Genomic DNA, 17,893 nt, shown 5'->3' with positions numbered 1-17,893 from the left:
CATGAGTTTCTCGAACAAGGAACAGGGTCAAGTTAAAGAGCGTTTGCTGCCCGGGGCGAGGGACATCGATGCCCTGGTGCGCGCAGAACATCAGGACCCGTTTTCCATTCTCGGGCCCCACGGCGATGGTGCCGGCGGGCAGTTCATCCGGGCGTATCTGCCCGGCGCGTTAAGCGTTTCGGTACTGGATAAACACAGTGGCGAAGAGCGTGGTCCGCTGGAGGCTACCGAAACACCGGGGCTGTTCGTCGGCCATTTCGAGGACACGCGGCCCTACCTGTTGCGTACCCGTTGGGCGGGTGGCGAACAGGTTGCGGAAGATCCCTACAGCTTTGGTCAGTTGCTCGGTGAAATGGACCTGTACCTTTTTGCCGAAGGCAATCACCGCGACCTCAGCAGTTGTCTCGGCGCGCAGCTGAAAACCGTCGATGGCGTCGACGGTGTGCGCTTTGCCGTGTGGGCACCGAATGCCCGACGGGTATCGGTGGTCGGCGACTTCAACGTCTGGGACGGACGCCGGCACCCGATGCGCTTGCGGCATCCGTCCGGCGTGTGGGAGTTGTTCATTCCGCGCCTGCAAGCGGGGGAGCTGTACAAGTACGAAATCCTCGGGTCCCACGGCATCCTGCCGCTGAAGGCCGACCCGATGGCGCTGGCCACCAGTCTGCCGCCGGACACTGCGTCGAAAGTCGCCTCGCCGCTGCAGATCGACTGGCAGGATCAGGACTGGATGACCGGCCGCCGCGAGCGCCAGCAACACAATGCGCCGCTGTCGATCTACGAACTGCATGCCGGATCCTGGCAATGTGAACTCGACGATCTCGGCGAAGTGGCGCGTCAGTACACCTGGCCGGAGCTGGCCGCGCGGCTGATTCCCTACGTGAAGGAGCTGGGCTTCACCCACATCGAACTGATGCCGATCATGGAGCACCCGTTCGGCGGTTCCTGGGGTTATCAGCTGCTGTCGCAATTCGCGCCGAGTGCGCGTTACGGCACGCCGGATGAATTCGCTGCGTTCGTCAACGCCTGCCATCAGGCCGGTATCGGGGTGATTCTCGACTGGGTGCCGGCGCATTTTCCGACCGATACCCATGGCCTGGCGCAATTCGACGGCACTGCACTGTACGAATATGGCAATCCGCTGGAAGGTTTCCATCAGGACTGGGACACGCTGATCTACAACCTGGGCCGCACCGAAGTGCACGGCTACATGCTGGCGTCGGCGTTGCACTGGCTGAAGCATTTCCACGTCGACGGGCTGCGGGTCGATGCGGTGGCGTCGATGCTGTATCGCGACTATTCGCGCAAGGCCGGGGAGTGGGTGCCCAATCGGCATGGCGGTCGCGAGAATCTGGAAGCCATCGATTTCCTTCGCCACTTGAACGACGTAGTAGCGCTGGAAGCTCCGGGCGCGCTGGTGATCGCCGAGGAGTCCACGGCGTGGCCGGGTGTCAGCCAGAGCACCCAGCAGGGCGGGCTCGGTTTCGCCTACAAATGGAACATGGGCTGGATGCACGATTCGCTGCACTACATTCAGCAGGACCCGGTGTACCGCGCCCATCATCACAACGAGTTGAGTTTTGGTCTGGTGTACGCCTGGTCCGAGCGTTTCATCCTGCCGATTTCCCACGACGAAGTGGTGCACGGCAAGCACTCGCTAATCGACAAGATGCCCGGCGACCGCTGGCAGAAATTCGCCAACCTGCGCGCCTATCTGAGCTTCATGTGGACCCATCCGGGCAAGAAGCTGCTGTTCATGGGCTGCGAGTTCGGCCAGTGGCGCGAGTGGAATCACGATCAGCAACTTGACTGGTATCTGCTCCAGTACTCCGAGCACAAAGGCGTGCAGAAACTGGTTGGCGATCTGAACCGGTTGTACCGCGAAGAGCCGGCCCTGCACGAGCAGGACGATGCGCCGCAAGGGTTTCAGTGGCTGATCGGTGACGATGCGATCAACAGTGTCTACGCCTGGCTGCGCTGGAGCAAGGAGGGGACGCCGGTGCTGGTGGTGGCCAACTTCACGCCAGTGCCGCGTCAGTCGTACCGGGTGGGCGTGCCGTTTGCCGGGCGCTGGAAGGAGCTGCTCAACAGTGACGCCGATACGTATGCCGGCTCCAACTATGGCAACGGTGGTGGGGCGTTCACCGAAGATGTACCGAGCCATGGTCAGGCGTTGTCGCTGGAGCTGAACCTGCCGCCGCTGGCGGTGTTGATTCTCAAGCCCGAGGGTTGATGATAAACCTGCGGGAGCAAATGGCTTGCTCCCGCAGGGAAGCGGGGCGTCCTTACCAGCGCATCCGCACCCCCAGACTGCCGATCAACCCGTTCAGATCGTTGTCATCCACATCACTGCTGTAGTCGGCGCTGACGTACAGACTTACTGACGGCGTGACCTTCGCCACCAGACCCAGACCGAGTTCCACCGTCGAGGACTTGCGGCTGCTGCTGATTTTGTCCACCTGATCGAGGGTCACCGCGTTACCGGTGTAAACCGTGTGCCAGAGGTTGGTGCGCACGTAAGGTTCCACGGGCAGGCCGCTTAAATCGTAACTGCCTTTGAGGCGGGCGCCGACCCGGCCGCTCCAGGACGAAATATCAGTCGATGAAGCGTTGCCCGAGCCCGCGTAAGGCGTGTCGAGGGTGATTCGCTGATTGATCAACTGCGCCTGTGGCTCGACTACCCAGTTTTCGCTCAGGCCGATCGGGAAGCCGCCCTCCACCGAGAACGTCATCGCGCTGCCCTCAGTAGCCAGTCGCGCACCCTGTTCATTGCGGCTGAAGCCGCTGACCCGGCCACCGCTGGCCGACAGGTCGACGTGCCAGCCTTCGGACCCGATCAGGCTGTAATAGGCGCCGAGGCTCTGGCCTTGCAGGTTGAGGGTGTCGGTGGTCGGATCGGCGAGGGCGCGGTTGACGATCAGGCGGCTGCCGTTGCCCTGGATCTGATTCAGGCCGCCGATCAGGCCGATCCGTTGGGTCTGGCCGCTGCTGCCTTGCAGGGTCAGTACCGGCGGCCCTTTGAACTCTCCACCACCTGGCGTCGCGGACCCGGGGTTGAGGATGTCGGTCTGTGCCTGGCGAGAGGCCTGTCCGTAGAGTTGATCCCAGACCGAGGGGGCAAGGTCTTCGGTGATCAGGTAGTTGCCGCGCAGGTCGGGGCGCGGGCTCAAGTGTTGCGGATCGGGAGTGATGACGGTCGCGGGCAGGGTCAGGATCGGCACGTCCTGGCGATACCAGGGCGTAGTCTCATCCGCCACAGGACCCGCCTGCGCCTCCATGGATGAGCACAGCAGGATAGAGCTTGAAACAGTGCAAAAGGTGATTTTGATCTCGTGTGGGGTGAGTGAGGTTTTCATGAAGATCTACCTTGCTAGCGCATGTGGTATCTCGCCTTGGCGTCTCTCCTACCCCGAACGAGGGGCGACCGAATGGAGCGAGGCGAACCCGCAGCCACCCGTTTTAACGAGTGTCCGAAGGCCCGCCCCGAGTAGTGTTTCCGGGGGTAGTAAGGTAGAGCTAAGAAGACCGATGTTCCTGCGTCAAGAAATTGGACGATAAGCGGTATGGCTAAATCATAGGTCACAAGTGTTTGTTTTTCTGCACATATCTAAGTTGTTGTTTGCAAGGTAAAACACACCCGGAACCGCGAAACAGAGCATTTGCTTAGCCTGCTATCGGCTTTCCAACTGATGCCAACGCCCAGATTTCCTGTCGGGCCACGCTAGTCATTACTGTCAATATTGCGACTGTAGTCGATGTTGGCGCAGACACTCGTGGCGCGGTCGAACTACAGATGCACCTCGACCGCCAGCGGCAGGTGGTCCGATAAATGCGTCCAGGGCTTGTTGCCCAGAATCTGCGGGTCGTGGCTGCTGGCGTTGCGCAAGTAGACCCGGTCCAGTCGCAGTAGCGGGAAGCGCGCCGGGTAGGTCTTGGCCGGCCGGCCGTGATGACGCTCGAACGCTTCGTGCAAGTAGTCGCGGCGGGAGAGGGTGAGGTTGCCCTGCATCTGCCAGTCATTGAAGTCGCCGGCGATGATCACCGGCGCATCCTCGTGCAAGGATTCGAGCAACTGACAGAGCAGTTGCAGCTGCAATTGACGATGGCTTTCGAGCAGGCTCAAGTGCACGCATATCGCATGAACTTCAGCATGCCCCGGCACATCCAGCACGCAGTGCAGCAGACCACGGCGTTCCGGTCCGGTGATCGAGACATCGAGGTTGCGGTATTCGCGGATCGGGTACTTGGACAGCAGGGCGTTGCCGTGGTGGCCGTCGGGGTAGACGGCATTGCGCCCGTAGGCGAAATCGCTCCACATGCTGTCGGCGAGAAATTCGTATTGCGAGGTTTGCGGCCACTCGTTGTAGCGGTTCGAATGCCGTTCGTGTTCGCCCACCACTTCCTGAAGAAACACCAGATCGGCGCTGGTGCTGCGCACGGCCTCACGCAGCTCCGGAAGAATGAAACGCCGGTTGAGTGCGGTAAAACCCTTGTGCGTGTTGACCGTCAATACCCGCAGTCGGTGGATGGTCGACGGGTTCGAGGGCTGTGCGTCGATGACATGACGCTTGGGGTCGCTGGACACGGTCGCTCCTCTGAATCATGAGTGTCTTTTCATGCGACTGATCCGGGCGCGGGCAGTTCACATTGAGTGACTGCACGCGCCCCGGCCTTCAATCCACGAAGACAATTTCATAAGGCAGGCGCATGCGCTCCAGAATAGCCTTGGGCAACAACGGTGCAATACCGATGGCCGGTTCGCCGTTCAACTGGCTGGCATAGGCGTGGGTGGCGTGGCTCTTGCGCGCGACGGTCCAGGTATCGAGGCGCAGCTTGCGCGCGCGGTGCCAGGGGATCTGTGCCTGATCGCGTTCTGGCCAGTGCCAGGCCCAGACCGGCACATCGTGGTAGCTGGCACCGGCCAGTCGTGCGGCTTTTGCGCTGGCCCGACCGACCACTTCATGATCGGCGGTACCGTCCTCGCACCAGGTACTGAACACCACGTCGCCGGGTCGCAGGTAACGCGAGATGAATTCGGTCAGTTGGGTTTCCTGTTCAAACAGGGCATTGTCGGTGAAACCGCCGCGCACCCATTTCAGGCTGTGCATCGGCAGCCCCAGGCGACGCAGGGCTTCGACGCTTTCCTGGGGGCGGAACACGCTCAGGCGCTTTTCCGACCACTGGCGCGAGCCGGGATGGCTGGCGCTGCCGTCAGTGATCGAGAGCAATTGCAGCGGATGGCCCAGAGAGGACAACAGTTGCAGCAGGCCGCCGCAGGTCACCACTTCGTCACCAGGATGTGGCGCAATGACCACCGCGCGAGCGCCGGGTGGTACGAGGCTATGGGTGTTGATGACAGGGATGTTGTCGAGTTGCGCGGCGCTGTTCCAGATTTGCGCCGGCAGGCCGCTGTCGCTGAGAGATAACGGTTTCATGGGGCAGGACGTCCTTGTTGAGTCTGGCCTTCAGTCACCCACGGCAACGCGTGTCTGACCCGTGAAGGCTGGTTGATAACTCTGCAGCGCTCCGAACCCTGGATTGCCGCGATGCTGAGTATTGCTCAAGACGCACGGTTCGTCGCGTCGCAGATCAATCTGCTCCGGTTTTTTTTATTCAGTCTGTGCCAAGTGTCGCAGATAGTCGCCAAAACCACCGCGTGCCCGACTGTCCAGACGGGTGCTGGTAACGACCTGCGGGCGGTGGCTCCAGGCGATGCTGGCCCCGCTACGCTCCAGTTGTCGGACCAGTTGCACATCCTCATCACAGGGCAACGGTTCGAATCCGCCGGCGCGGACGTAGGCTTGCGCGCTGACACCCAGATTGGCGCCATGGATGTGCCGATGACCTTCGCAAGCCTGGTAATCACCGTGATAGCGAATCTGCGCCGCTTCATCGAACGACTCATGCCAATGCTCGACCGTCACCGTGCCACACACGGCATCCATGCCCAGCCCCAGTTGTGCCACCAACCAGTCTTCGGCGACACGGCTGTCGGCGTCCGAACAGGCAATCCAGCGCGCACCGCGTTCAAGCAGTTGTTGGGCGCCTATGGCGCGAGCCTGCCCGACGTTGCGTGCGTCGATGCTCAGCGCTAGCACCGGGTACTGACTGACGATGTGCGCCGAACGATCGGTGCAACTATCGAGCACCACCAGGATTTCCACCGGTTCACCCGCCAGCAAAGGATGGTCACCCGCGCGCAGGGCGGCGCACAGGCAGTCATCGAGCCAGTCTTCTTCGTTGTGGGCGGGAATCAGGATGCCAATCATCGCAACCCCTCAAGCGCGGCCACCGAACGGGGTTCTCGGCTCCAGACTTCAATCAGGAAATCCGCTTCCTGATGCAGGACCAGTCGCGGCAGGTGCAACTGTTCGTGAATCAGGTCGTGAACCTGTCGGGCATTGAGCGGGCATCCTTCAATGGGGGGGCGCCAGTGACAGGCCAGTAATTGTCCGTCCGCCGTCAACGAATCGCTGATGTGACGGATGACCTCTGTCAGATCCTGCCGGTCCAGGTAGTAGCCGATTTCGCTGAAGACGATCAGGTCAAATTTTTCCTCGGGCCAGTCGTCAGGCAGACGACCGTGACGCACCTCGGCGTGGTCGAACAAGCTCAGCCGGGTACGCGCCAGATTGACTGCGGCAGCACTCGTGTCGCAGCACAACAGCCGATCGCAGCGTTCGGCCAGCACCGCACCCAGTTCACCGTTGGCGCACCCCGGTTCAAAGATTGCCCGGTAGTGCGGGCGGGGCAGGGCCGCCAGGGTCACGAGGCGTTTGCGCTGCTCGTACCAGCGCTGGCGGAATCCCCAGGGGTCGTTGTTGCCCGCGAACAGGCCTTCGAAGTAGCGATCCTCGACACTCACAGGAAGACCACCTCGAACGGTTGCAGCAGTCGATCGATGACATAGGGCGCGAGCACTGGTGGCAGGCCGGCTTCGGGATCGCCTTCCAGCTGGCTGGCAAACGCGTGCACCGCGTGACGCTTGCGCGCGACCTGTGCCGGACTGAGCAGGATTTTGCGCGCCCGTTCCCACGGCACGATGGCGTCTTCCGGTGTTGCCCAGTGCCAGGTCCAGACCGGCAGCTCGTGGCAAATCGCGCCCACGTGTTGCGCCGCTTTGATGCTGGCGCGGCCGACGGCTTCGTGGTCGCTGTGGCCGTCCTCGCGCCAGGTGGTGAAGATCACGTCGTCGGGTTGCAGGTAGTGAGTCAGGTATTCGCACAGCATCGACTCGCGCGCGGCGACTTGCGTGTCGGGGAAGCCACCACGCAACCATTGCAACTGGTGCATGGGCAGGCCGAGGCGGCGCAGGGCTTCTGCGGATTCCTGCGGGCGCACCACGCTCAGGCGCTCCACCGGCCAGCGATCCGAGCCGGGATGACTGGCGCTGCCATCCGTGACCGAAATCAGTTGAAGTGTTCGCCCCGCCGCAGCGAGCAACTGCAGAAGTCCGCCGCATCCCAGGATCTCGTCGTCCGGGTGTGGAGCAATCACAACGGCCCTCGATCCCGGCGGCACCAGGTCGAGAATATCGATACTGTCCAACGCCGCCAGATGACGTGAGCCCTGCCATTCATGCAGGGAGGTTCCCTCGCCGACGATCGGGTTGCGTTTCATAACGCCCAGCACCCGCGTGGTTGTTGCGCAGTCAATTGGCCAAGTGCCGCCAGATCTCGTTCGGCGTGGCTCTGGCGCAGGTAAACCGGCAGGTCGGCCGCCAGGCGGGCAAAGTGCGGATCCTTGCAGAACGGCCCGGCCCCGAGTGCCCGTCCGGTCTCGCGGATGACCTGCTCGGCGGTAGCTTCGACCACGGCGCGAACGCGGCGGGCCAGCAGTTCTGCGCAGGCGTGGGGATCGCTGTCGATGTCCAGAGCACTGACACGCAGCACTTGAGACGCGGCGTGCAAGGCACTGTCGACGGCGCCAAGACTGGCCAGCGCGTGAGGTTCTTCATGTCGTGCACACTGCTGGCGCAAGCGTTCGCCGATCTCCCTCGCGGCGCCGTACCAGCACGCGGCGATCCCGATCCCGCCGTGCCAGAAACCCGGACGTTGCAGGTAGTCGCCGGGGGCGCCAATCGCCTGAGCCTCGACCTCGTCGAACAGCACCTCGACGCTGCCGGTGGCCGCCATGCCGACCGCTTGCCAGCCTTGATCGGTCACGGTCACACCCGGTTGATCTAGGGCCACGGCCACCAGTTGCTGACGATCGTTCTCATCCCACGCCGTAAGGAGGGCATGACTGAGTACCGCCGCCCCGGAGCACCAGGCCTTGCGCCCGTTCAGTCGCACCAGTTGCCCCGAACGGCTGACCCTGACCCGCGCCTGCGGTGGCTCGGCCGCCCACATGCCCCACGTACTGCCGGGTGTCGGTGTGCCGCCGAGCTGTTCGATGATCGCCAAGGCATCGGTATGACCTTCGTAGAGTTTGCACAAACCCAGATCATGCCCGCCGACTTCGGACAGTCGTTGCCAGCGCACCAGCGTGCGACCGCTGCCGGGCAACGGCAGTCGGTCCAGTCCGGCCTCGACCATTTCCCGCAGGCACCGCCCCAGCGCTGCGCTATCCCGGTAGTCCGGCGTGTGACGCGAGAAATAGTCCGAAAGATCCATCTCAGTCCTCCTCGTCGCGTTGCAGCTCGAACAGCAGCAGCGAGCGCCCGGTGACCGAGTATTGATGGCCGAAATCGAAGCGTTCCTGACCTCGGATCGACGGTTGATTGGTGTCGACCATGCAGGTCCAGAAACTGCCTTCAGGCACTTCCGGCAAGGTGAAGTTGACGATGTCGTGGTGGGCGTTGACTACCAGCAGCAACGTCGCGTCGGCGCCCTTGCGGCGGATGCCGGTTTCCTGGGCACGACCATCGAGCAACATGCCCAGGCAGCGATTGTGCGCATCGTGCCAGTGTTCGGTGGTCATTTCCGTGGCGTCCGGTGCCAGCCAGGTTACGTCCTTGACCCCGATGTCTTCGTTGTATTCGCCGACCAGAAAGCGTCCGCGGCGCAGGATCGGGTACGCCAGGCGTAGCTTTATCAGGCGTTTGACGAATTTCAGCAGCGCCTTGCCGTCCTCGCTCAGGTCCCAGTTGACCCAGCCGATCTCGCTGTCCTGGCAATAGGCGTTGTTGTTGCCGTCCTGAGTGCGGGCGAATTCGTCGCCGGCAACGATCATCGGCGTGCCTTGGGCCAGCAACAGGGTGGCGAAGAAATTGCGCATCTGCCGGTGACGCAGCGTATTGATTTCCGGGTCGTCGGTGGGGCCTTCGACGCCGTGGTTCCACGACAGGTTGTTGTTGCTGCCGTCCTGATTGTTTTCGTCGTTGGCCTCGTTGTGCTTGTCGTTGTAGGACACCAGATCGTTGAGGGTAAAACCGTCGTGAGCGGTGACGAAATTCACCGACGAATAAGGACGACGGCCACGCTGGTTGAACATCTCGCCGGAAGCGGTCATGCGGCTGGCGAAGTCGGCGAGCTGGCCGTCATCGCCTTTCCAGAACGCGCGCACGGTGTCGCGGAACTTGTCGTTCCATTCGACCCAGCCCGGCGGGAAGTTGCCGACCTGATAGCCGCCGGGGCCGCAGTCCCAGGGTTCGGCGATCAGTTTTACCTGACGCAGCACCGGGTCCTGACGGCAGGCAACGAGGAAGCTGTGGCGTTCGTCGAAACCGTCGTGATAGCGCCCGAGGATGGTCGCCAGATCGAAGCGGAAACCATCGACGTGCATTTCGCTGGCCCAGTAGCGCAACGAATCGGTGACCATCTGCAGCACGCACGGGTGGCTCAGGTCGAGAGTGTTGCCGGTGCCGGAATCGTTGATGTAGAAACGCTTGTCATCCGGCATCAAGCGGTAGTAGGAGGCGTTGTCGATCCCGCGCATCGACAGGGTCGGGCCTTGCTCGTTGCCCTCGGCGGTGTGGTTGTAGACCACGTCGAGAATCACTTCGAGATTGGCGTCGTGCAGGTGTGCGACCATTTCCTTGAATTCGGCAATCTTGCCGCTGGCCAGGTAACGCGGGTCCGGGGCGAAGAACGCGATGCTGTTGTAGCCCCAGTAATTGGTCATGCCTTTGTGCAGCAGGTGCTGGTCGTTGACGAAGGCGTGGATCGGTAGCAACTCCACGGTCGACACACCGAGTTTGCGGATGTGCTCCAGCACATCGTCGACCATCAGCCCGGCAAACGTACCGCGCACGTTATCCGGCACGGCGGGGTGGCGCATGCTGATGCCGCGCACATGGGTTTCGTAAATGATGGTCTTGTCCCACGGCACGCTGACGCGGTGGTCGTTGCCCCAGGTGTGCGCCGGGTCGATGACTTTGCATTTGGGCACGAAGGGCGCACTGTCGCGCTCGTCGAAACTGAGGTCGGCATCCGGGTGGCCGATGGTGTAGCCGAACAGTGCTTCAGACCACTTCAATTGGCCGACCAGTTGCTTGGCGTAGGGGTCGATCAGCAATTTGTTGTGGTTGAAGCGGTGCCCGTTGGCCGGATCGTAGGGGCCGTAGACCCGGTAGCCGTAAATCAGGCCCGGGTGCGCGTCGGGCAGATAGCCGTGGAAGATTTCGTCGGTATATTCCGGCAATTCGATGCGTTCGAGTTCGACTTCGCCGGCATCGTCGAAAATACATAGTTCGACACGGGTAGCGTTGGCGGAAAACAGCGCAAAGTTCACCCCCAGGCCATCCCAGGTCGCGCCGAGCGGGAAGGGCAGACCTTCACGGATTCGCGAAGGCTCGACGTGTGCGGCGGGCTCGGCTTTCTTTGGACGGGTCATGATTGCTCCTGCAAATCGGGGTGGGCATTTTTAAAGGACGAGTGAACCCTCGGTGGCGAGCGAACCCGCCACACGGCCATTCGGTTCAACGGTTCGAGAAGCTTCAGGCTGCCGGGGGCTTGCGGGGTGCGCGGGGCTTTTTCTCGGCGGTTTTTTCGCCCGGTGGAATCACTTTCGCGGCGCTCGCCGGTTTGGCTTTGGTGGTCGTGGTTTTGGGCTTGGCCGCAGACGTCTTGGTGTCAGAAGCCTTGGTGGTCGCCGTTTTACCAGCGCCAGACTTCGGCGATTTCTTCGGTGCCAGAGCCTCGGCCTCGGCCAGTTTGCGCGCCATCTCCCAGTGGCGGGCTTCATGACCTTCTGGCTTACCTTCCGATTCCCAGATCTGATAGGCGAATTCGCGGATGCGTTTATCGTCGGTACTCATCGCAATGCTCCTGAACTGAACTCATGCTTCTAGAAGTGTTGGATAAACAGATTGACCGGGAAATCCCCCAGCGCAGAGCTGACTTCCAGCTCCCTGTTTTTTGTGACTGCGGTGCTCGAAAAAAGTCCCTTCAGATTTTCGTCGGAGGCGGCGAACGGTAATTCCACCCGCGTATCGCCCCAGCGCAGCGCATCGACCTGAGGTACAGCACCGTTTTCCAGCAGTGTCGCGCAACGGATCGGCACGATGACGATTGCCCGTTGATCCCCGTGCTCGCGGGCAAACGCGAGTACGTTGTGCGCCTGGCTGCCCAGCACCTCCAGGGCCTGGTACGAGCCTCGGCGAAACAACTCGGTGTATTCGGCGCGCAAGTTCAGTACCTGAGCGATCAACGCTTGCTTGATGCGCCCGTTACGCCAGTTCGACAGCAGTTCCGATGCCGATGCGGGTTTCACGGATTGTTCTCGCAAGTCGTAGTCAACCGGCCGGCGGTTGTCCGGATCCACCAGACTGAAATCCCAGAACTCGTTGCCCTGATACAGATCCGGCACCCCCGGCACCGTCATATGCAGCAAGGTTTGCGCCAGACTGTTGAGGGCGCCGGCAGCGGCGATGCTGTTGACTGACTTGGCCAATGCCCCACGCAGCAGTTCACCTTCCGGCGCCAACAACAACTGCTCGGTGAATGATTGCGCGGCATTTTCATAGGCCTCGTTCGGCGCACTCCAGCTGCTTTGCAACTTGGCTTCGCGCAGGGCTTTCTGTTGCCACTGCCAGATGCGTCTGGCGTAGTCGGCGAAACCCGCCTGATCGTCGTTGTGCAGCTCCAGCGGCCAACTGCCGAGCAACGCTTGATAGAGAATCAGCTCGTCGGCCGACGACGGCACCTGATCGTCATTGCGCAGCGGCCGGGCGAGGGCGCGCCACAGCTCGACCTGCTCGGTGTACCAGTGGCTGCGCTCGCTGAGCACGGCCAGGCGCGCGCGAGTGTCTTCGCCGCGTTTGTGGTCGTGGGTGGCGGTGGCCAGCAGGTTGTCGGGGAATGTCGCCAGACGTTGCAGGTTTGTCGCGTGAAAGTCGCTGACCGGGGCGCTGAACTGTTCGGTGTTGTAGCCCACGTCATTGCGCGACAGCAGCACTGCCGAGCGATACAGCGCGGTGTCTTCCACGGCTTTGGCGGCAGCAGGCGAGGTGAGTTGCTGAAAGCGTACGCAGGCATGGCGCAGGATCTTGCGCGAACGCCCACGGGGTTTGCGCCGCCAAGGCTGGCCGCCGAGCCAGCCGGCTACAGAATCAAGCACCGGCCAGTCGCTTTCGCTCAAGGTCTGCCGCGCACCTTCCATGGCCTGCTGGAAAAACACTTCGTCCTGGGCTGAGCGGCCCATCGCGCTGATGTAGGTGCGATACACCGGAAAGTGCACGATCAATGCCTGTAATACCCGGCGAATCGAGCCGAGCGTGAGATCGCGGGTCATCAGGTCGTCCCGCGCCACTTGCAGCAGCGCCTGGGCAACGCTTTCGCAATCGCTGGCCAGCGAACCATTGAGAATCTGCTGACGCGCCAGCCGTGCCTCTTCGATAAACGCGGCGGGGCGCTCGGTGCGCCGCTGCCACAAGTCGCCGAGCACATGTTCACCGGCCGGGTCGTGTTGCAGCAGCGACAGCTGATTCATGAATTCGTAACCGGTGCTGCCATCCACCGCCCAGTCGGCGTGTAGGGTTTCTCCGTCGCCGAGAATCTTCTCGACGTAGATCGGCAAGTGCCGCCCCGGCGCCAGAAAGTCGAGGCGTCGGCGCAACTTGCGGCAATAACCCCGAGGATCGGCGAGTCCGTCGATGTGGTCGATGCGCAGGCCGTCGATCAGGCCTTCTTCGATCAACTGGAAGATCTTGCCGTGGGTCGCTTCGAACACGGCGGGCCGCTCGACCCGCAAGCCGCCGAGTTCGTTGATGTCGAAGAAACGCCGCCAGTTGATGTCGTCCGCTGCGGTGCGCCAACTGGCCAGACGATAGCTTTGCCGCTCCAGCAGTTGATGCAGACGCTGGAAGCCCTCGTCGGTTTTCGAGTCGTAATGCGTCAAGTTGCGCTGGATCGTTTGCAGGATGTGCGGGTCGCTCGCCAGTTGCTGCAGTTCTTCCTTTAGCGGGATCGCCAGCGAGCGGGCGTCGGTCTGGTAGCTGAGGCTGCTGAAACGATCGGCCAGCGACTTGAGCACTTCGTTCGCCGGCTCGTCGGCTTTGAGCAGTTCGCCATAATCGCCGGGGCAGATCGGGAAGTGATGCTCGTAATGCTCGACGTGAAAAGTGCCGGAGTCGGCGTTGAACACCAGCGGCAGCGTGCCGTCCTGCAATGCAATGCCGTAATCGCTGCCGAGGAAGGGCAGCAACAGCTGGCCTTCCATCAACGGGTCCGGCGAGTGCCATTGAATGTCGAAGAACTCGCCGTAGGGGCTGAGCCGGCCCCATTCCAGCAAGTCGAGCCACCACGGATTATCACCGCCACCGACCGCCATGTGATTGGATACGATGTCGAGGATCAGTCCCATGCCGTGCTCACGCAGAGCCGCGACCAGCCGGCGCAATGCCGGTTCGCCGCCAAGTTCCGGGTTGACCCGGGTCGGGTCGACCACGTCGTAGCCGTGCATGGAGCCCGCACGGGCCGCGAGCAGTGGCGAAGCATAAACATGGCTGATGCCGAGCCGGGAAAAGTACGCCACCAGCGGCATGGCCTCATCGAGGGTGAAGCCCTTGTGAAACTGCAGACGCACCGTGGCGCGCAAGGTCAGGTTTTGCACTGTATTCATTGGTCACGCTCGGCGGCCTGAAGGCGGGCGCAGGCGAGCAGTTCCAGACGCCGCGCGGCATCGACGCCATCGAGCAAAGTGTCACTGGTACCCGGCAGGCGCCGCGACCAGTTCGGATGAGTGTCGATGGTACCGGGCAGGTTGGCCTGCTCGTCCAGGCCCAGCGCGTCTTCCAGCGGCAGCAGCACCAGTGGCGCGCGGGTGTGGCCAAGGAAACGGATACTGGCGTCGACCACCTGATCAGCCTCGTGGGATTCCTCGCGAAAGTTTTGCGGGTCCTGGCTCAGGGCATTGCGCAAACCGTCGCGTTCGCGCTCGCGATAGCGGCGCCAGTCGATTTCTCCGTTGGCGTCGATCAGCCCGAGTCGCGCATTCCAGTCGATGTCCCGGCCATGCCACCAGCCATTGAGCGTCGGCAGATCGTGGGTGCTGGTGGTGGCCAAAGCGTTGTCCGGCCAGTCGAGGATCGGCTTGAACCAGGTGTTGTCCTGTTCGAACAACAGCACGCGCATGCCGAGCATGGCCCGGGCGACCAGTTTTTCCCGCAGGCCATCGGGCACGGTGCCGAGGTCTTCGCCCAGCACGATGGCTTGATGGCGGTGGGATTCGAGGGTCAGCAGACGCAGCAGGTCGTCCACCGGGTAATACAGATACGCGCCGTCCGCCGGGGCCGCGCCGTTGGGAATCACCCACAGCCGTTGCAGGCCCATGACATGGTCGATGCGCAGGCCGCCGGCGTGGGCGAAGTTGGCGCGCAGCATGTCGATAAACGCCCGAAAGCCATTGCGCACCAGACCTTCCGGGGAGAACGCAGAGATGCCCCAACCCTGGCCGGAGCGATTGAGAATGTCCGGTGGCGCACCGACCGTCAGTGACGACAGCAACTCGTCCTGAAAACTCCAGGCCTGGCTGCCGGCGCCGTCGGCACCCACCGCCAGGTCGGCGATCAGGCCGATACCCATGCCGGCGCTGCGGGCGGCGTTTTGCGCGCGCTCCAGACAGCGGTGAATCAACCACTGGCAAAACGCAAAGTAGTCGATGCGTTCGGCGTATTCCTCGGCAAACGCACTGAGAGCAGCACCGCGCGGGTCGTGCCAATGTTCGGGCCATTCGCGCCAGTCGAGGTTTTCGCCACGGGCGGCGCGCATTTCCTGGATGGCTTCGAAGCGGCAGTGATTCTCCAGCGCTTCACCACCCGCATCGCGGTAGCTGGAGAAATCCGCCTGCAACGGATGCTCGCCACGGATGAAACCTTCGTACAGCGCTTGCAGGAGTTTTTGCTTGGCGTCGGCGGCGCTGGGCCAGTCGATCAGTTTCAGGTTTTCCAGTTGCTCGAACTGATCATTGAGACCTGCGGCGTCGATGGCATCGCGCAGGGCGCGCTCGCCAAGAATGGTCCCGGGTGCGGCATACAAGGAATTTAGGAACAGTCGGCTGGACGGTGAATAAGGGCTGTAGCGCCCGGTGTCGGCGCTGAACATCGCGTGCAGCGGGCTGATCGCCAGGGCGTCGGCACCGCGTTCGCCGGCGCTGCGGGCGAGTTCCTCAAGGGCCTGGGTGTCACCGAACCCGCCGTCGCCGGGGCGGCGCAGGCTGTAAAGCTGCACGCTCAAGCCCCAGGCACGGGGGATCGGGTTGTCCACGGCATCGCCCACGCTGTAGCAGCGTTCGGGGGCCACGGCCAGGATGAAATGTTGATCGGCGATATGGACTTGCTGATAACCGACGGGGATCTCGCCGGGCAACACCGCATCGGCATCGAGCATGAGTGACAGCCGCGAGCCGTCCTCCAGATGAATCTCACAGGGGCTTTCCGGTTCGAAGTAACGCGCCAGGTCCAGGCCCACGCCGACATCAGCGGTCAGCAGCGGCGGCAATTGGCGATCCTGTTGCATTTGTTGCAGTTCCAGCAGGCTGGCGTCGATTTCCTGGGCCGAGCCGGCCGGGTGACCGAGCCCGGTGAGGACATTGCGCAGCACCGCCGGGGCGACTTTTTGCTGACGGCCATTGGCGTCGATCCAGTCGACCGCCAGGCCGGCTCGGCTGGCGAGAATTTCCAGTTGCGCATCGCTCATAGGCGCTCTCCATCCAGGGGTGGCAAAGGGGTTGCGGCCGTGAGGCTGACGAGCGCGCAATAGGGGGGCAGTTGCCCTTCATCCGTCAGGCCGGCAGCAGGTGGCTGACGGAACAGCCACACCGATTCGGCCTGTGGTGGGTTGACCACTGGGCTGTCGCCGAGGTTCAGGTCGATTCGCAGCTCGCTGCCATTTCCCAGACGCCAGCGCGCGCTGACAGCGCCAGGCCCCAGCACTTGAGCGCCGAGCGCCCGGGTACCCGACAAGTGCGGAATGATGTGTCGGTGGCGCAACTGCAGCAGCTGTCGATACAGCGCCAGGCTGGCCTGCTGTTTCGGTGTGCCGCTGCCGATCAGCCGCAGTTGCGAGGCGTGGAACGTCTGCTCGGCGTTGGGATCGGGAATCTGCTCGCGGCGCTGTGGATCGGCAAATGCGCTGAACGCGGCGAATTCGTTGCGCCGGCCTTCGCGCACCAATTTGGCGAGTTCGCCGTGGTGGCTGGTGAAAAACTGGAACGGTTGCTCGGCGGCGTACTCGTCGCCCATGAACATCAACGGAATCATCGGTGACAACAGCAACAATACGGTGGCGGCCTGCAGGGCACGTGGATCGGCCAGTTGATGCAGGCGTTCGCCGAAGGCGCGGTTGCCGATCTGGTCGTGGTTCTGCAGGAACAGCACGAACGCGGTGGACGGCAGATGTTCGCTCGGCTCGCCACGGGGCGTGCCGTGGCGGGTCAGGTGACCCTGAAAGACAAAACCCTGACTCAGACAGCGAGCCAGTTGTTCGGTGGGATGTTCGGCGTAGTCGGCGTAATAGGCATCGGTTTCACTGGTCAGCAGTACGTGCAGGGCATTGTGGCCGTCGTCGTTCCACTGGGCATCGTAGGCGTCTTCCAGCAGGCTGGCCTGATTGTGCTCGTTCTCCACGGTCAGCCAGACGTGCCGCGCCGGGTCGATCTGCTGCCTGATGCGCTGCGCCAGTTCTTGCAGGAAATCCGGGTCTTCGATGGCATGCACCGCGTCCAGGCGCAGGCCGTCGAAACGGTATTCCAACAGCCACATCAGCGCATTTTCGACGAAGAAGTCCCGCACTTCGCGGCGACGGAAATCAATGGCCGCGCCCCACGGGGTGTGTTTGTCTTCGCGAAAAAAGCCCTTGGCGTAGCGATGCAGATAATTGCCGTCCGGGCCGAAGTGGTTGTAGACCACGTCAAGAATCACCGCCAAACCATAGCCGTGGGCGCTGTCGATCAGGTGTTTGAGCTGTTCCGGCGTGCCATAGGAAGCCTGCGGCGCGAAGTGCAGCACGCCGTCATAGCCCCAGTTGCGAGCGCCGGGAAATTGCGCGATCGGCATCAGCTCTATGGCGGTGACGCCCAGCCCGGCCAGTCGCGCCAGATGCTGCTCGACTTCGGCAAAACCGCCGAGGGCGCCGACGTGCAGTTCGTAGATCACCGCTTCGTTCCATGGCCGGCCTTGCCATGTACTGTGCCGCCAGTGATAGGCGTGCGGATCGACCACCACGCTGTGGCGGTCGAGGTCGCCGTCCTGCGCCCTGGAGGCCGGGTCGGGCACCTCCAGTTCGCCGTCGATGTTATAGCGGTAGCGACGACCGGCGGGGCAGTGACTTTTGATCACGAACCAGCCATCGCCCTGCGGCAGCATCGGCAGGGACTGGCCATTGTCCAGCTCGACGCTGACATAAAACGCATCCGGCGCCCACAACGCGAATTGCGTGTGGTCGGCATCCAGCATGATCGCGCCGTGGGGCCAGCTTTCAGGTGTCCGTAACGGCATCGTTGAAAACCTCCC

At 62.5% G+C, this 17,893-nt stretch carries 13 protein-coding genes; 1 reads left to right on the top strand and 12 read right to left on the bottom strand.

Annotation, left to right across the window (positions count from 1 at the left end; all coding sequences use genetic code 11):
* The first annotated feature begins 1 nt into the window (after window position 1).
* Window positions 2–2,233 carry a 1,4-alpha-glucan branching protein GlgB gene (gene glgB, locus NH234_RS16435; RefSeq protein ID WP_367253399.1) on the top strand — a complete coding sequence of 744 codons (2,232 nt, stop codon included), beginning with the start codon at window positions 2–4 and terminating at the stop codon, window positions 2,231–2,233.
* 52 nt (window positions 2,234–2,285) lie between these two features.
* Here the strand turns inward: glgB and NH234_RS16430 are convergent, their stop codons facing one another.
* From NH234_RS16430 to treZ, 12 genes are all read right to left on the bottom strand, one after another.
* Window positions 2,286–3,356, bottom strand: coding sequence for an autotransporter outer membrane beta-barrel domain-containing protein (locus tag NH234_RS16430; RefSeq protein ID WP_367253398.1), 1,071 nt, complete (start codon window positions 3,354–3,356; stop codon window positions 2,286–2,288).
* Window positions 3,357–3,787: 431 nt separating this feature from the next.
* On the bottom strand, window positions 3,788–4,585 hold the full coding sequence (locus NH234_RS16425) for an endonuclease/exonuclease/phosphatase family protein (protein WP_367253397.1): 798 nt from the start codon (window positions 4,583–4,585) through the stop codon (window positions 3,788–3,790).
* Window positions 4,586–4,673: 88 nt separating this feature from the next.
* Window positions 4,674–5,435 (bottom strand): PIG-L deacetylase family protein, encoded by a 762-nt coding sequence (locus NH234_RS16420; protein ID WP_085731135.1) that lies wholly within the window; start codon window positions 5,433–5,435, stop codon window positions 4,674–4,676.
* 174 nt (window positions 5,436–5,609) lie between these two features.
* A complete protein-coding gene (locus NH234_RS16415) occupies window positions 5,610–6,269 on the bottom strand; it encodes a glycosyltransferase (protein WP_085731134.1) in 660 nt (219 codons plus the stop codon).
* Window positions 6,266–6,865: a class I SAM-dependent methyltransferase gene (locus NH234_RS16410; RefSeq protein WP_367253396.1), complete on the bottom strand. Its 600-nt coding sequence runs from the start codon at window positions 6,863–6,865 to the stop codon at window positions 6,266–6,268. The genes NH234_RS16415 and NH234_RS16410 overlap by 4 nt, the downstream gene beginning before the upstream one ends.
* Complete coding sequence (locus NH234_RS16405; protein ID WP_085731132.1) at window positions 6,862–7,620, bottom strand: PIG-L deacetylase family protein; 759 nt, start codon at window positions 7,618–7,620, stop codon at window positions 6,862–6,864. Before NH234_RS16405 ends, NH234_RS16410 begins: the two co-directional genes overlap by 4 nt.
* Window positions 7,617–8,615, bottom strand: a complete 999-nt coding sequence (locus NH234_RS16400) for an acyl-CoA dehydrogenase (protein ID WP_367253395.1) — start codon at window positions 8,613–8,615, stop codon at window positions 7,617–7,619. The genes NH234_RS16405 and NH234_RS16400 overlap by 4 nt, the downstream gene beginning before the upstream one ends.
* 1 nt (window position 8,616) lies before the next feature.
* On the bottom strand, window positions 8,617–10,776 hold the full coding sequence (glgX, locus tag NH234_RS16395; RefSeq protein ID WP_367253394.1) for a glycogen debranching protein GlgX: 2,160 nt from the start codon (window positions 10,774–10,776) through the stop codon (window positions 8,617–8,619).
* 103 nt (window positions 10,777–10,879) lie between these two features.
* A complete protein-coding gene (locus NH234_RS16390; protein WP_085731129.1) occupies window positions 10,880–11,200 on the bottom strand; it encodes a DUF2934 domain-containing protein in 321 nt (106 codons plus the stop codon).
* Between the two features lie 29 nt (window positions 11,201–11,229).
* On the bottom strand, window positions 11,230–14,004 hold the full coding sequence (locus NH234_RS16385) for a malto-oligosyltrehalose synthase (protein ID WP_367253393.1): 2,775 nt from the start codon (window positions 14,002–14,004) through the stop codon (window positions 11,230–11,232).
* Window positions 14,001–16,079, bottom strand: a complete 2,079-nt coding sequence (gene malQ / locus NH234_RS16380) for a 4-alpha-glucanotransferase (RefSeq protein ID WP_367253392.1) — start codon at window positions 16,077–16,079, stop codon at window positions 14,001–14,003. Before malQ ends, NH234_RS16385 begins: the two co-directional genes overlap by 4 nt.
* Window positions 16,076–17,878 carry a malto-oligosyltrehalose trehalohydrolase gene (treZ, locus tag NH234_RS16375; RefSeq protein WP_367253391.1) on the bottom strand — a complete coding sequence of 601 codons (1,803 nt, stop codon included), beginning with the start codon at window positions 17,876–17,878 and terminating at the stop codon, window positions 16,076–16,078. Before treZ ends, malQ begins: the two co-directional genes overlap by 4 nt.
* Window positions 17,879–17,893: the final 15 nt, after the last annotated feature.

It is taken from the genome of Pseudomonas sp. stari2, from assembly GCF_040760005.1.
Classification (GTDB): Bacteria; Pseudomonadota; Gammaproteobacteria; order Pseudomonadales; family Pseudomonadaceae; genus Aquipseudomonas.
The sequence above is the reverse complement of the archived record's forward strand: the minus strand, read 5'-3'. Positions and strand labels throughout refer to the sequence as shown.